This is a genomic window from Telluria sp. ZB4P34 (genome assembly GCF_059686055.1).
Genome location: NZ_JCASIF010000001.1, coordinates 16,907 through 31,968 on the forward strand (window position 1 = coordinate 16,907; position 15,062 = coordinate 31,968).

The 15,062-nt window shown below is 68.0% G+C and carries 14 protein-coding genes; 6 read left to right on the forward strand and 8 right to left on the reverse strand.

Annotated elements, in window-relative coordinates:
- Positions 1-39: 39 nt before the first annotated feature.
- Entirely contained in the window at positions 40-1,485 is a 1,446-nt protein-coding gene (locus tag AC56KL_RS00075; protein ID WP_497178124.1) for an NAD-dependent succinate-semialdehyde dehydrogenase, read from the reverse strand.
- A 249-nt stretch (positions 1,486-1,734) separates the two neighbouring features.
- On the opposite strand from AC56KL_RS00075, the gene AC56KL_RS00080 reads away from it, so the two are divergent.
- The 3 genes from AC56KL_RS00080 to AC56KL_RS00090 all read left to right on the forward strand — a co-directional run bounded on the left by AC56KL_RS00080 (position 1,735) and on the right by AC56KL_RS00090 (position 3,998).
- The gene (locus AC56KL_RS00080) at positions 1,735-2,658 is read left to right on the forward strand and encodes an alpha/beta hydrolase (RefSeq protein WP_497178125.1); all 924 of its coding nucleotides are present in this window, start codon (positions 1,735-1,737) and stop codon (positions 2,656-2,658) included.
- 90 nt (positions 2,659-2,748) lie between these two features.
- Complete coding sequence (locus AC56KL_RS00085) at positions 2,749-3,792, forward strand: UDP-glucose--hexose-1-phosphate uridylyltransferase (RefSeq protein WP_497178126.1); 1,044 nt, start codon at positions 2,749-2,751, stop codon at positions 3,790-3,792.
- A gap of 23 nt (positions 3,793-3,815) precedes the next feature.
- Positions 3,816-3,998: a hypothetical protein gene (locus AC56KL_RS00090; protein ID WP_497178127.1), complete on the forward strand. Its 183-nt coding sequence runs from the start codon at positions 3,816-3,818 to the stop codon at positions 3,996-3,998.
- 10 nt (positions 3,999-4,008) lie between these two features.
- Here the strand turns inward: AC56KL_RS00090 and AC56KL_RS00095 are convergent, their stop codons facing one another.
- From AC56KL_RS00095 to AC56KL_RS00110, 4 genes are all read right to left on the reverse strand, one after another.
- Entirely contained in the window at positions 4,009-4,494 is a 486-nt protein-coding gene (locus AC56KL_RS00095) for a GNAT family N-acetyltransferase (RefSeq protein WP_497178128.1), read from the reverse strand.
- Positions 4,495-4,504: 10 nt separating this feature from the next.
- Positions 4,505-5,404 carry an SMP-30/gluconolactonase/LRE family protein gene (locus tag AC56KL_RS00100; protein ID WP_497178129.1) on the reverse strand — a complete coding sequence of 300 codons (900 nt, stop codon included), beginning with the start codon at positions 5,402-5,404 and terminating at the stop codon, positions 4,505-4,507.
- A 108-nt stretch (positions 5,405-5,512) separates the two neighbouring features.
- On the reverse strand, positions 5,513-7,108 hold the full coding sequence (locus AC56KL_RS00105) for a phytoene desaturase family protein (RefSeq protein WP_497178130.1): 1,596 nt from the start codon (positions 7,106-7,108) through the stop codon (positions 5,513-5,515).
- Positions 7,109-7,227: 119 nt separating this feature from the next.
- Positions 7,228-8,079 carry a LysR substrate-binding domain-containing protein gene (locus AC56KL_RS00110; RefSeq protein WP_497178131.1) on the reverse strand — a complete coding sequence of 284 codons (852 nt, stop codon included), beginning with the start codon at positions 8,077-8,079 and terminating at the stop codon, positions 7,228-7,230.
- A gap of 99 nt (positions 8,080-8,178) precedes the next feature.
- Here AC56KL_RS00110 and AC56KL_RS00115 point away from each other — a divergent pair, with 99 nt between their 5' ends.
- Together AC56KL_RS00115 and AC56KL_RS00120 are read left to right on the forward strand one after the other, a co-directional pair.
- Positions 8,179-9,039, forward strand: coding sequence for an alpha/beta fold hydrolase (locus AC56KL_RS00115; protein ID WP_497178132.1), 861 nt, complete (start codon positions 8,179-8,181; stop codon positions 9,037-9,039).
- 52 nt (positions 9,040-9,091) lie between these two features.
- Complete coding sequence (locus tag AC56KL_RS00120; protein WP_497178133.1) at positions 9,092-9,859, forward strand: 3-keto-disaccharide hydrolase; 768 nt, start codon at positions 9,092-9,094, stop codon at positions 9,857-9,859.
- On the opposite strand, the gene AC56KL_RS00125 is transcribed toward AC56KL_RS00120, so the two are convergent.
- Complete coding sequence (locus AC56KL_RS00125) at positions 9,856-12,060, reverse strand: OsmC domain/YcaO domain-containing protein (protein WP_497178134.1); 2,205 nt, start codon at positions 12,058-12,060, stop codon at positions 9,856-9,858. The two genes, AC56KL_RS00120 and AC56KL_RS00125, sit on opposite strands and share 4 nt — an antisense overlap.
- Before the next feature lie 298 nt (positions 12,061-12,358).
- Positions 12,359-12,559, reverse strand: a complete 201-nt coding sequence (locus AC56KL_RS00130; protein ID WP_497178135.1) for a hypothetical protein — start codon at positions 12,557-12,559, stop codon at positions 12,359-12,361.
- A gap of 277 nt (positions 12,560-12,836) precedes the next feature.
- Here AC56KL_RS00130 and AC56KL_RS00135 point away from each other — a divergent pair, with 277 nt between their 5' ends.
- Positions 12,837-14,165, forward strand: a complete 1,329-nt coding sequence (locus AC56KL_RS00135; protein WP_497178136.1) for a pectate lyase family protein — start codon at positions 12,837-12,839, stop codon at positions 14,163-14,165.
- A gap of 170 nt (positions 14,166-14,335) precedes the next feature.
- Here AC56KL_RS00135 and AC56KL_RS00140 read toward each other — a convergent pair whose 3' ends face one another.
- Positions 14,336-14,917 carry a hypothetical protein gene (locus AC56KL_RS00140; protein WP_497178137.1) on the reverse strand — a complete coding sequence of 194 codons (582 nt, stop codon included), beginning with the start codon at positions 14,915-14,917 and terminating at the stop codon, positions 14,336-14,338.
- Positions 14,918-15,062 lie beyond the last annotated feature (145 nt).

Below are 15,062 nucleotides of genomic sequence, written 5' to 3' on the forward strand. Positions count from 1 at the left end.
CGCCGAAGCGGGTATCCGTGGGAGACAAGTCCTGGCGGCTTATACGCCGACCATCGACACCGCCTTGGTGTTCAGATAGGACTCCAGCGCCTCCGGACCGCCTTCCGAACCATAGCCCGAATCCTTGATGCCGCCAAACGGCAGTTCCGCGCTCGGGGTGGCCGGCTGGTTAATCCACAGCATGCCGACTTCCACGCGGTTCATCAGGAGGTGGGCGTTCTTGATCGAGCGGGTGAAGGCATAGCCGGCCAGGCCGTACGGCAGGCGGTTGGCTTCCGCGATGGCGTCGTCCAGGCTGTCGAAGCCGCGGATCGCCGCCACCGGACCGAAGGGCTCGTCGTTGAACACGCTCGCGCCCAGGGGCACGTCGGCCAGCACGGTCGGCGCGAAGAAGTTGCCGGCCTCGCCGACGCGCTGCCCGCCGGTCGCCAGCACGGCGCCCTTGGCCTGCGCATCCTCGACCACCTTGGCCATTGCCGTCAGGCGGCGCGCGTTGGCCAGCGGGCCGAGGGTGGTCCCCTCCGCCAGGCCGTCGCCCAGCTTCAGGCCCTCGGCATGCTTGACCAGGGCGCGGGTGAACTCGTCCTTGATCGCGTTGTGCACCAGGAAGCGGGTCGGCGAAATGCACACCTGTCCCGCATTGCGGAACTTGGCGGCGCCGGCAGCCTTTACCGCCAGTGCCACGTCGGCGTCCTCGGCGATGATCACCGGGGCGTGGCCGCCCAGCTCCATCGTCGCGCGCTTCATGTGGGCGCCGGCCAGGCTGGCCAGCTGCTTGCCGACCGGGGTCGAGCCGGTGAAGGTGACCTTGCGGATGACCGGGTGCGGGATCAGGTAGCCGGAGATCTCGGCCGGGTCGCCGAACACCAGGCCCACCACGCCCGGCGGCACGCCGGCGTCGACGAAGCACTGCAGCAGAGCCGCGGGCGAAGCCGGGGTTTCTTCCGGCGCCTTGACCAGGAACGAGCAGCCGGTGGTCAGGGCGGCGGCCAGCTTGCGGACGATCTGGTTGATCGGGAAGTTCCACGGCGTGAAGGCGGCGACCGGACCGACCGGCTCCTTCAGCACCAGCTGCTGGGCCTGCGGATTACGGGCCGGGACGATGCGGCCGTAGACGCGCATGCCTTCCGCCGCGAACCAGTCGATGATCTCGGCGCCGGCCAGCGCTTCCATCTTCGCTTCGGCCAGCGGCTTGCCCTGCTCCTGGGTCAGCAGGCGCGCGATGTCGCCTGCGCGCTCGCGCAGCAGGTTGGCGGCGCGGCGCATGGTGGCGGCGCGCTCGGCAGCGGGAACGAAGCGCCAGGCTTCGAAACCTTGCTGGGCAGCAGCCAGGGCGCGGTCCAGGTCGGCGATGCTGGCGTGGGCAACCTTGCCGATCGGCTGTCCGGTGGCCGGGTTCAGCACCGGAATCGTCTTGCCGCCTTGGGCGTCCTGCCATTCGTTGGCGATGAGGAGTCGGGTGTCGGGATAGCTGGAAGTCGTCATGGGGCCTCGGTTCCTGTATTGAGTGGATCGCAAACCATGATGATAACCCGAGTGGGTGCGCCCTGCAGGGCGCATGGCCTGGTACGAAGCAGCCCCTTCGCCCCGATGGGCCTCCGTCCAGCGGAATTGCCCTTAGGCCATGCGCCTCGCCTCGGCCACTGCCTCGCGCGGCACATGCGAGAATGCTGCCCAGTCGAGCACGCATTACCATGACAGGATGAGCCAATGAACGACCTCAGGAGACGCACGATGACGCAGCTTGCCGCCGGCCTGCTACTTGCCGCCACCGGACCCCAGCCCGCCTACGCCGCCGGCCCGCTGCTACTGCCCTTGTGGCCGGAAGGCGTCCCAGGCGCGAAGCCGGAACTCGGCCCCAACCGCGTCGACGGCGACGGGCGCACCACCAACATCACCGAGCCGGGCCTGGCCGTGTACCCGGCGGCGGTCGACCGGGCCAACGGGACCGCGGTGCTCATCTGCCCCGGCGGGGGCTACGTGCGCCAGTCCACGCGGCGCGAAGGGGAGCAGTATGCGCAGTGGCTCGGCACGCTCGGCATCGCCAGCTTCGTACTGACCTACCGCCAGGTGGAATTCGGGCACCCGGCGCCGCTGCGCGACGTGCTGCGCGCGCTACGCCTGGTGCGCGCGCAGGCGGCGCGCTTCGGCGTCCGGCCGGACCGCATCGGCGTCATGGGCAGCTCGGCCGGCGGACACCTGGCGGCCTGCGCCGGCACCCTGTTCGACCATCCACTCGGACGCACCGGCGCCCCCCTCGATGCGGTCAGCGCGCGGCCGGATTTCCTGATGCTGCTGTACCCGGTGATCGCGATGGAAGGGCCGGCGCTGCCCGCCGGTTCGCGCAAGGCCTTGCTGGGCGCAGCCCCGGGCGCGGCGGACCTGCACCTCATGTCGCCGGAGCGGCAGGTGAGCGCGCAGACGCCGCCCACCCTGCTGATCCACACACAGGCCGACGCCTCGGTGCCGGTGGAAAACAGCATCCTGTTCTACCAGGCGCTCACGCGCGCGCGCGTGCCGGCCGAGATGGTCCTGTTCGAGCATGGCGCCCATGGCATGGGCATGCGCGACGGACTGGGAACGGCGTCGCGCTGGCCGCAGCGCGCCGAGGAATGGCTGCGCGGACGCGGCCTGCTCGACCGTGCCCCGCAAGCTTGAGCGGCGAGTGTTGCGCGCACGCTTGCGGGCGCGGCCTCATGGCCGGCGTTGCTAGAATGGCGCAACCACTCGCTTCGTACAGGGCCACCGATGTTCAATCCGACCGACCATCCGCACCGCCGCTACAACCCGCTCATGGGTGACTGGGTCCTGGTGTCGCCGCACCGGGCAAAACGGCCATGGCAGGGCCAGCAGGAAGCCGTCGACCGCGCGCCCAGGCCGGCCCACGACCCAAGCTGCTACCTGTGCGCGGGCAACACCCGCGTGAACGGCGAACAGAACCCGCACTACACCGGCACCTATGTGTTCACGAACGATTTCGCGGCCCTGATGGCCGACACGCCCGATGCGGATCCGGGCGCCGACCCGCTGTTCCAGTCCATGAGCGCGCGCGGCACGAGCCGCGTCATCTGCTTCTCGCCCGACCACGGCAAGTCGCTGCCGCTGCTCGACCTGCCGGCCATCGAAGGTGTGGTCGACACCTGGTGCGCCCAGTGCGAGGAACTCGGCGCCAGCCACCGCTGGGTGCAGGTGTTCGAGAACAAGGGCGCGGTGATGGGCTGCTCGAATCCTCACCCGCACGGCCAGATCTGGGCCACCAGCTTCCTGCCCGACCTGCCGGCAACCGAAGACCGCCAGCAGCGCGACTACCTCGCCCAGCACGGCAGACCGCTCCTGCTCGACTACGCCGAGCGCGAGTCGGACAGCGAACGCGTGGTGGTGCAGACCGACTACTGGCTGGCCGTGGTTCCCTACTGGGCCAGCTGGCCCTTCGAGATCCTGCTGCTGCCGCGTTTCCCGGTACGCCGCCTCGAAGACCTCGACCGGGCGCAGCGCGCCGACCTGGCCCAGGCCCTGCAGCGCCTGACGATCCGCTACGACAACCTGTTCCAGACCTCCTTCCCCTATTCGATGGGCTGGCACGGCGCGCCCTACTCGCAGGACGACACCGCCCACTGGCAGCTGCATGCACATTTCTATCCGCCGCTGCTGCGCTCGGCATCGGTACGCAAGTTCATGGTCGGCTTCGAGATGCTGGCCGAAACCCAGCGCGACCTGACGCCGGAGCAGGCGGCCGCCCAGCTGCGCGCGCAATCCGACGTGCACTACCTGCAGGCGCAGGCTGCTTCCTGATCGACGCGACCGGCGCGGTCAAGGTGGCCGACAAGGCCAACGTCCACCGGCTGATCGGCATCGACAAGGCCGCTGCGGCCGGCGGCCGGCGGAACTGGGAAAGCTACCTGGCGACCCACACCCGGGCCGAGCTGATCGCCAGCTGGCTGCAGGCCGACGGCGTGGCGAACGCACAGTTCGCCGGCAGCGGCCTGTGGCTGGTGTAGCGCCGCGCCGCTAGGCTTGACGGGAGGCGCGCCAGCGCAGCTGCAGGCTGGCGGCGTTCTCTTCCTCCACCTCGAATCCGAGCCCGGCGTACAACAGGCGCGCGCCGGTGTTGTGCGTGCGTACCGCCAGGCTCAGGTCGCGCCCGTCACGCGCGCCCGCATCCTGCAGGCGGCGCAGCGCCTCTCCAGCGACCCCGCGACGGCGCGCCGACGGCATCACGGCGATATCGACCACATGCAGGGCTTCCCCTACCTCGGCCGTCACCAGCCGCCCCACCGCAACGCCGTCCAGCTCCAGCACCTGGTACAGCGCCTCGGGATAGCGCCTGCCGTAGTCGGCGGCCTGCATCTGCTGCTGCATGGCGACCAGCGCGTCGATGTAACGCGGGTCCGCGAGCAGGCCCAGCAAGTCGTCGCGGGTCGATCGGTACAGCTCGACGAAAAAGTCCTGGTCGGCCGGGACCGCGGGACGGATGTGCAGTGGCGAGGCTGGCATGCGCGCCACTTCAGCCGAGCGCCAGCACGTGGTGGGGCAAGCCCGGCGTGTCGCTGCGGAAGGCGAACAGTCCGCCTGCCAGCGCCTGTTGCGCGCGCTGCGCCGCCGACATTCCCTTCCACGCGGTGGTGACGTAGACGGTGCGCAGGTCTTCTCCGCCGAAGGCCAGCTTGGTGATGTTCGGGCATGGGAAGCGCACGCTGCCCACCAGCCGGCCCTCCGCCGTATAGCGCTCGATGCGGCCGGCGCCGAACAGTGCGATCCACAGGTGGCCTTCGCGATCGACCGCCATGCCGTCCGGGCGGCTGCCTTCCGCGAGCTCGAGGAAGAGGCGCTTGCCGGACAGGCTGCCGTCCGGTCCCAGGTCGAAGGCGTACACGCGGCGCAGCGGCGTATCGTTGTGGTACAGGGTGTTGCCGTCCGGGCTGATGGCGGGGCCGTTGGTGATGCGATAGCCGTCGTCGGCGCGCGCCAGCGCGCCGTCCCGGCCGAGGCGGTACAGTGCCCCGCTTACCCCCGTCTCGCCGTTATCCATCGAGCCGAACCACAGGTTGCCGCCGCCATCCACATGGCCGTCGTTGAAGCGGTTGCCCGGCAAGTCTTCCTCGACCTTGCGCAGGGACGCAAAGGCGCCGCTGTCTTCATCGAAGCGGTACAGGCCGTCTTCCAGCGCGCACACCAGGCCGCCGTTCGAGGCCGGCACCACGAAACCGGGCTGGCCGGGCGCATCCCAGCTGCGGCGATCGCTGCCGTCTTCGGCGCAGCGGTGGATGCGGCGCCCCTTGATGTCGACGAAGTACACCGAGCGCGAAGCGGCATGCCAGAGCGCACCTTCGCCCAGGTGGGCGCCGACGTCCCAGATGCACACGGGTTCCATCAGGGGTAGGGTCGAAGGGAGGATACTGGCCATGTTTTCCTTTGCTGGTAGTGGTGTCTGGACGCTGAGGGCAGATTCTACCGTCGATGTGACGCAAGTGGGCAGGCGGTCCAGCCCGGCCAGTATGTTCACCGCCTGCCCTCACCCTCGGCTGAAATCCCGCAAGACCTCGCGCGCCGCGTTGTGTCCGGGCGCACCGGTGACGCCGCCGCCCGGATGGGTACCTGCGCCGCAGGTATACAGGCCGGCGATCGGGCCGCGGTAGTCCGCGTAGCCCAGCATCGGACGCGCCGCGAACAACTGGTCGAGACCCAGCGCACCGTGGAAGATATCGCCGCCGACCAGTCCGAAAGTGCGCTCCAGGTCGAGCGGGGTCAGGATTTGCCGGCCCAGCACCGACCGACGGAAATTGGGGGCATGGCGGTCCACGGTCTCGGTCATGAGGTCGGCGACGCGCTCGCGGTGCAGGTCCCAGCTCGACCCGTCCGGCAGTTGCGGCGCCACGTGCTGGCAGAACAGGCTGGCCACGTGCTGTCCGGGCGGCGCCAGCGTCGGATCGAGCGTGGATGGAATCAGCATCTCGACGATCGGCTCGCGCGACCACCCCATGCTGCGGGCATCGATCCAGGCGCGCTCCATGTACTGCAGGCTGGGCGCGATGATGATGCCGCTGGCGTGGTGTTCGGCCAACTCTTTGCCCGGCAGGCAGCGAAAGTCCGGCAGTTCCGACAGCGCCACGTTCATGCGGAAGCTGCCGGAGCCGCAGCGCCAGGCCTGCATGCGCCGCAGGAAGTCGCCCGGCAGCGCGCCCGGGTCGACCAGTTTCGTGTACAGCAGGCGCGGATTCAGGTTCGACACGAGCACGCGGGCGTCGATCCGTTCGCCCCCCGTCGTCACGACGCCGGTGGCGCGTCCTCCTTGCAGCAGCACCTCGTCGACGGCGCAGGCGGTGCGGATCTCGACCCCGAGCGCCCGCGCCGCGCCTGCCATCGCCTGGGTGATCGCGCCCATGCCGCCGATGGCATGGCCCCATGCGCCCTTCTTGCCATTGACCTCGCCGAACACGTGGTGCAGCAGCACATAGGCCGATCCGGGCGAATACGGGCTCGCATAATTGCCCACGATGCTGTCGAAGCCGAAGGCTGCCTTGATGGGCGCGCTCTCGAACCAGCCGTCCAGGTAGTCCCCGGCCGACTTGGTGAACAGGTCCAGCAGCTCGCGCTGGGTGGAAAGGGACAGCTTGCGCGCCCGGTTGCCGAGCCGGCCCGCCTTGATCAGTTCAGGCAGCGCGGCAAGCCAGCCGCCCTCCACCCGGTTGGGGGGCGTCTCGAGCACCAGCCCGCGCAGCAGGTCCGCTGCGCTGTCGAGAACGGCGGAATAGGCGTCGAGCCGCCCGGCGTCGCGCTGCGAGAAACGGGCGACTTCCCCGGCGGTACGCCCGGCGCCGACCTTCAGGTAGTTGTTCTCATCCAGCGGCAGGAAGTTGGACAGCGGCCGCTCGACGATGCGCAGGCCGTGCCTGGCCAGGTCCATGTCGCGGATGACCTTGGGATTGAGCAGCGAGACGGTGTAGGCCGCCACGGAGTTGCGAAAGCCCGGGTGGAATACCTCGGTCACTGCCGCGCCGCCGACCACCTCGCGCCGCTCGAGCACCGTGACCTTCAGCCCGGCGCGCGCCAGGTAGAAGGCGCACACCAGGCCATTGTGGCCGCCACCGATGATGACTGCGTCGCGCATCCGATTCCTCCTCGTTGAGAACAATCCGGCCAACGCATCCATTGTGGGCCAGCCACAAGGAAAATGCACCTGGCAGCACTGCGGGCCCGGGACCCGCGCAAACCCCGGTCCAAGGACCGCTAGCGCCGCAATTCCGACATGATGTTCTCGGCCATGAAATCGCACGGCGGCCGGCGCGACTTGGTGCTGCGGGCCAGTACCACCTCGAGCGCATCGGGTTCGGGCAGTCCTTGCGCCTGGCCGAGCTGGTGCAGGTGAGCGGGAACGGCGCAGCGCGCCAGCGGCGCGATCGCCAGGCCTGCCTCCACCATGCTGAGCAGGCCCATCAGGCTCGGGCTTTCATACGAGGTGCGGTAGGGTATTCCTGCCGCCTCCAGGCTGCGGATGGCGTTTTCGCGCGCCACGCTGCCGGGCAGGAACACGGCGATCGGCAAGGGCCGCTCGCGCCAGATCTCGTGCGCCCCGGGGGACGCAGCCCAGACCATCGGCTCGAAGCGCACGAACTCTCCCGACAGGCCTTTTACGCGCGTGGCGCAGGCCAGGTCCACCGAGCCGTCCCTGACCATGGGCGCGAGCGCCACGCTCGGCAGTCCCACCACCTGGATGTGCACCTTCGGATAGGTGGCCGAGAACTTCTTGAGGATGGGCGGCAGCAGCGAGGACGCGTAGTCGTCGGGCACGCCGAGCACCACCCGGCCGGTGACGTCGGGCCGGACCACCGCGGCCCAGGCTTCGGCGCGCAGGGCCAGCATGCGCCGCGCGTACGTCAGCAGGACTTCGCCGTCCTGGGTCGGCGTGACGCTGCGCGAGCGGCGCACGAAGAGCGGCTTGCCGAGCGCCGTCTCCAGGCTCTTGATCTGCATGCTGACGGCCGACTGCGAACGGTGGACCACTTCCGCCGCGCGGCTGATGTTGCCGGTGTCGGCCACCGCGACGATCATGGCCAGGACGTCCAGGTCGAGTGCTTTCATGTGTCTGCGATCTATCAGGGAATCGAATGGATTGCTTCAATATTATGCGATTTTCTTAATCATCGCCATCGTGCATAGTGGTGCAAAAGGAGGCCAGACATGAACGCACCGATCGATCCCCGACTCTTCGCCCTACCCGAGCTGCGCTTCGCCGATGTCCCCGGCGGCGCGCGCATCCCCTACGTGGCCTCCGGCGCCGGCGAAGCGCTGGTCTTCGTGCACGGCTCGCTGTGCGACTACCGCTACTGGACGCCGCAGACCGAGGCCCTGTCGCAACACTTCAACTGCGTCTCCCTCAGCCTGAGCCACTACTGGCCCGGCGACGCCGCGCAGGCGCCTGGGGCGTTCGGCTGGGAGCGGCACGTGGAGGAAGTGGCCGGTTTCATCGCGCAGCTGGGCGCCGGCCCGGTCCACCTGGTCGGGCACTCGCGCGGCGCCAGCCTTGCCTTCAGGCTCGCGCACGACTATCCGCAGCTCATCGACACGCTGACCCTGGCCGACCCCGCCGGTCCGCTGCAGCGCGGGCCCACCCCGCCCCCGGCGCTGGCGCCGCATGACGAGGTCCTGCGTGCGCGCGTCGCCGAACTCATCGGCCAGGGAGAACTCGACGCAGGCCTGGAACTGTTCGTCGACTCGGTCAGCATGCCCGGCATCTGGCGCAAGAGCCCGGCGAGCTTTCGCGCGATGGCGCTGGCGAACGCGGGCACGCTGCCGAAGCAGTTCCGCGACCCGCTGCCGGCCTATACCCCCGCCGCAGCGCGTGGCATCGCATGCCGAACCCTGCTCGTCGAAGGCGAGCGCAGCCCGCGCGCCTACCGCGACAATGTGGCAAGCCTGGCCGGATGGATCGGCCACGTGGACAAGCGCACCGTTGCCGGCGCCTCGCACGGGATGAACGTCACCCACGCGGCCGCCTTCAACCGGCTGCTCTCGGCCTTCGTGGGGAGGCCAGGCCGCTAGGGTCCCTGGCTGCGCATGCTATCCTCGCAAGCTATTTCCCTGGAGACTTGCGATGATGACGAAACCCGGTGTGGCCATGCTCGGACTGGCGTTGATGCTGCCTTGCGCCGCCCAGGACCGGCAGCAGCCGGACCCGAAGGACACGGAAGTGTGGGCGCCTGAGCCCTCGCGCGTCCTGCCCGGCGCTCCGGGCGCTGCACCTGGCGACGCCATCGTCCTGTTCGACGGCCGCGACCTGCGCGAGTGGGTGTCGGCGGCGTCCCCCGACAAGCCGGCCGGCTGGATCCTGGCGGACGGCGTGCTCACGGTGCGCGGCGGCAGCGGCGACATCCAGACCCGGCGCCTGTTCACGGACTTCCAGATGCACCTCGAGTGGCGCGTGCCGGCTGTGCTCAGCGGGCAAGGCCAGGCCAGGGGCAACAGCGGCGTGTTCCTCGCCGCGACCGGCCCCGGCAGCGGCTACGAAGTGCAGGTGCTCGACTGCCTTGCTAACCGGACCTATGCAAACGGCCAGGCGGCGAGCGTCTACAAGCAGCACATCCCGCTGGTGAACGCCTGCGCCGCGCCCGGCGCCTGGCAAAGCTATGACATCCTCTGGACGGCGCCGCGCTTCGCGCCGGACGGCGCCCTGCTATCGCCGGCCCACGTGACCGTGCTCCACAACGGCGTGCTGGTACAGCACCACGTGGCCCTCGCGGGTGAGACGGTGTATGCGGGCAAGCCGGCCTACCGCCAGCACGGTCCTGCGCCGATCAGGCTGCAGGACCATGGCGACGCGGTGAGCTTCCGGAACATCTGGGTCCGCCCGCTTCGCCCTTAGACGGCGATACCCGCGGCCCTGGCGCGCGCGCCGTGCAGCTTGCGGTAGCTGTCGATCAGGCGGTGGTGCCGGTCCAGGCCCTCCAGCCCCATGCTGGTGGGGGTCAGGCCAAAGAAGCGCACGCTGCCGTCCACCGAGCCGATCACCGCGTCCATGCGCGCGTCGCCGTACATGCGGCGGAAATTGTGCACGTAATCGCTTAGCTCCAGCTCGTCGTCCAGCACTGCTTCGAGCACCACGTTCATCGCCTGGTAGAACAGGCGGCGCTCGACGGTGTTGTCGTTGTACTGCAGGAAGGCGCCGACCAGTTCATGGGCTTCCTCGAGCCGCTGCAGGGCCAGGTTGATCAGCAGCCGCAGCTCGAGCACTGTCAGCTGTCCCCAGTCGGCGTTCTCGTCGAACTCGATGCCGATCAGGCTGGCGATGTCGGAGTACTCGTCCAGCTCGTTGTTTTCCAGGCGGTCGAGCAGCGCGGCCAGGCTGTCGTCGTCCAGGCGGTGCAGGTTCAGAATGTCTTCGCGGAACAGCAGGGCCTTGTTGGTATTGTCCCAGACCAGGTCTTCCACCGGATAGATTTCGGAGTAGCCCGGCACCAGGATGCGGCAGGCCGTCGCGCCGAGCTCGTCGTGCACCGCCATGTAGACCTCCTTGCCCATGTCTGCCAGGATGCCCAGCAGGGTCGCAGCTTCCTCGGCGTTCGCATGCTCTCCCGGCGCCGAAAAATCCCACTCGACGAAATCGTAGTCTGCCCTGGCACTGAAGAAGCGCCACGACACGACGCCGCTGGAATCGATGAAGTGCTCGACGAAGTTGTAGGGCTCGGTCACGGCTTCGCTGGCGAAGGTCGGCTGCGGCAGGTCGTTCAGGCCTTCGAAACTGCGGCCCTGCAGCAGTTCGGTCAGGCTGCGTTCCAGCGCCACCTCGAAGCTGGGGTGGGCGCCGAACGAGGCGAACACGCCGCCCGTGCGCGGGTTCATCAGGGTGACGCACATGACCGGGTAACTGCCGCCCAGCGACGCGTCCTTGACCAGCACCGGGAAGCCCTGCTCTTCCAGGCCCTTGATGCCGGCCACGATGCCCGGGTATTTCGCCAGCACCTCTTGCGGCACGTCCGGCAGGGCCAGCTCGCCTTCCAGGATTTCGCGCTTGACCGCCCGCTCGAAGATCTCGGACAGGCATTGCACCTGGGCTTCGGCCAGCGTATTGCCGGCGCTCATGCCATTACTGGCATACAGGTTCTCGATCAGATTGGACGGGAAATAGACCGTCTCGCCGTCCGATTGGCGTACGTAGGGGAAGGAGACGATGCCGCGCGCGGCATTGCCGGAATTGGTGTCCACCAAATGCGAGCCGCGCAATTCGCCATCGGGGTCGTAGATGCCGAGGCAGTAGTCGTCGAGGATGCCGCCCGGGAGCGCATCGTCCGGGCCCGGCTTGAACCAGCGCTCGTTCGGGTAATGGACGAAAGGCGCATTGGCGAACTCCTCGCCCCAGTACACGCCGGCGTAGAAATGGTTGCAGCTCAAACGTTCGATGTATTCGCCCAGGGCCGACGCCAGCGCGCTTTCCTTGCTCGCGCCTTTGCCGTTGGTGAAGCACATCGGCGAATGGGCATCGCGGATGTGCAGCGACCAGACGTTGGGCACGATGTTGCGCCACGACGCGATCTCGATCTTGACGCCCCAGCTGGCCAGCATCCTCGACATATTGGCGATGGTCTGCTCCAGCGGCAGGTCCTTGCCCGGGATGGTGGTGCGCGCGCCGGCGTCCGGCTGCAGGGTCAGGAGGGCCTGCGCATCGGCGTCCAGGTTGTCGACTTCCTCGATGACGAATTCCGGCCCCGCCTGCACCACCTTTTTCACGGTGCAGCGCTCGATCGAGCGGAGGATACCCTGGCGGTCTTTCTCGGAAATATCGGGCGGCAGTTCGACCTGGATCTTGAAGATCTGCTGATAGCGGTTTTCCGGGTCGACGATATTATTTTGCGACAGGCGGATGTTCTCGGTCGGAATATCGCGCGTATTGCAATACAGCTTCACGAAATATGCGGCGCACAAGGCCGACGAGGCCAGGAAGTAATCGAAGGGGCCGGGCGCCGAGCCGTCGCCCTTGTAGCGGATCGGCTGGTCGGCGATCACCGTGAAGTCGTCGAATTTCGCCTCCAGGCGTAGCTTGTCGAGAAAGTTGACCTTAATTTCCATGAAAAATCCTGAACCTGCGTGATTTAGGTGGCCGAATTCAAAATAGAAAGCCCTGCAGGGACAGGGCTCTATGTGAAACCACGATTAAATGTGCGTTGACGCCACTGCCGCGCCGCGACAGTGGCGGAGCCGTGTTGTCGAACGGGCGCGACGTGCGTCTTTCCGGCGCCCGGAGAACCAATTCCCCGCATGATACACCGCTGCACGGCCTGCCCGGCCAAAAGTCGCAGCTTCGGCAAGCCGCATCGGCGCACGCAGGGGCCAGACGATCTGCCGGTACGGCAAGCGTCCGGCTAGCTCAGCCGATGAGGCCGGCAACCGATCTGGTCAGCAGCGCGACCCCGGTGGCGATCAGTTTCGCGCCTGCCGCTGCGAGCACGACCAACAGCGCCAGCTGGACGATACGCAAGGCCAGTTCGTGGCCGCGGAAAGCGCGGCCGAAGCGCAAGGGACCGTGGAACCGGGCAGCCAGGCTCGGGGACGCCAGTCGAAGTTTCATGATTGTCTCCGCTAACTTGCTCTGTTGTATGGCCAGCATACGCTTCGGCTAGCCCGGCTGCAAATGCACGGCCCCCACGCGTGCGCCACCCCGCACTCAAGGCCTGGCCTTGGCCGGCATGAACGCCATCCTGAACGCATGCGGCCCTGGCGAGCCATGACCGGCTGCCCGCAGCACCCGATGCAGGTTCCCGGCCGTGCCATGCAGTGGCAAGTTCGGCAAGGTCCCATTGCTGTGCCATAATTTCCTACTACTAGAAAACAAACAGGAGATGAGAATGCGGTTTTCCGTGCGCGCGGCGATGCTGACGATGCTGTGCTGGTGCCTGCCGGCCACCGCCGCCGAGCCGTCCGCCGAGGGGCACGGCATGTCGCGCGGGGGCATCGACGTCAAGGGCTGGGCGACCACACGGGGCGGCGCCGGTGGCAGGATCGTCCGGGTGACGAACCTGAACGCCTCGGGTGAGGGCTCGTTTGCCGCCGCAGTGGGCGCGAGCGGCCCGCGCATCGTGGTGTTCGAGGTAGGCGGCGTGATCGACCTGCAGGGCGCCACCATCCGCATCAACCAGCCGCAGCTGACGATCGCCGGCCAGACCGCGCCCGATCCCGGCATCACCTTCATCCGCGGCGGCATCTCGCTTGCCACGCATGACGTGATCGTGCAGCACATCGCAGTGCGTCCCGGGGAATTCGGCCGGCCCAAGCGCAGCGGCTGGGAATCCGATGGCCTGTCCGCCAGTGGGGTGGACAATGTCATCGTCGACCATTGCAGCTTCAGCTGGGCCACGGATGAGAACCTGTCGGCATCCGGACCACGCTTCAAGGGTGCGACGGTGGAGGAATGGCGCCAGGGGACCTCGCGCCGCATCACCTTCAGCCACAACATCGTGGCCGAAGGGCTGCGCAATTCCACGCACTCGAAAGGCGAGCACTCCAAAGGCACGCTCATCCACGACAATGCCAGCCGGGTGCTCATCTACGGGAACCTGTACAACGCCAACCACGAACGCAATCCGCTCATCAAGGGTGGCGCCCACGTGGCCGTCGTAAACAACCTGATCCATGATTTCGGGGCCAGGGCGATCCACTACAACCTGATCGCGCACGAGTGGGGTGTCCAAGCGCCGCAGCCGGGCATCGTGACCCTGGTCGGCAATGTCGTGCGCGGCGGGCCGGACTCGCACCCGGGCGTACCGCTCTTCAGCCTGGGCGGTGCGGGCGATGTCGGCTTGTACCTGCGCGATAACGTGGCCGTCGACGCCAACGGCAAGCCCTTGCCGCAGACCGGCAGCTACACCGCCTCCGGCGCACGCATCGTCAAGGTCGAGCCGGCCTACCTGCCCGCGGGTCTCGAGCCGCTACCGGCGGCGCAGCTCGAAAACGCGATCTACACGAGCGCGGGCATGCGGCCCTGGGCGCGTGATCCGATCGACTTCAAGATCATTTCCGACGTGGCCGAAGGGCGTGGCAGGATCGTCGATTCAGAGGCGCAGTCGAGCGGCTACCCGGCTTACGCGCCGACCCGCCGCGCCTTCGATCCGGCCGCGTGGAACCTGGACGACATGTCGCCCCGCGCCGGATGGGAGTCGCTGTTCTTCAAGCAATAGCGGCGATCGGGCGCTCAGGCATGCCACCCGCCGGCGAGCGCGCCCGGGCCGAGCAGTTCGAAGCGGACGCTGGCTGGCCAGGACGCTTGCGGCCAGGGCCTTCCGCGCCCAAGGCAACCGGCAGCGTCAAGCCGCCGGTCTTCTCCCCGGTCATGCCGGCCGCTCTCCCCTCAGGCGGCGCTGCCAAAGTCCTGCTTCGCGGCCAGCACGCGTGCGAGCGCCGTCCCAGGGTCCAGACCCGCCATCATCTGGTTGATGATCTCCTGCTTGTCTTCCGGCGTCAGTTTTTCGCAGGCCGCGCGGTGCGAGCAGAAATACGCGTACCAGGCCACGTCGGCCGGCCGTTCCTTGCGCGGCTTGTAGCGTGGGGGCACCTTGGCGCGCATCGCCTGCACGTAGGCGGCCAGGTGCGAATCCGCTGCGCTCCAGTCGAAGCCGGCGACGGCGCGCCTGTCGGCTTCCCAATCGCCCCGATAGGCGGGCGCAGGCCGCAAACTCTCCCTGTTCGCCGCCAGGGATGCGAGGTTGGGATAGCCGTGCGCAGCGCAAAAGCCTTCCACGAACAGCAGCTTGGAGCCGATGCCCACCGGTACCGCGCGGGCGAGGACCTCGTCTTTCGGATGCAGGGAACGCGCCAGCGTGAGCAGGTCGCCATAGGTGATCGGCATCCCACGCAGGGAAGTCGCCTGGCGGGCCAGGGCCTCGACCAGGCGCACGCCTACCTCGATGTCGTTGAAAGTGAATGGAATCATGAAATGAGTTGGCGTCATGGAGGCGCAGGAAATGCACGCCCGCCGATGGCACGCTTGTCGACCTGTCAAACGAGACATCTTAGCAAATCCGCGAGCCTGCGATGCATGGCCGGACTTCCTGCAAGCCTTGGGAATGCACTGTTGC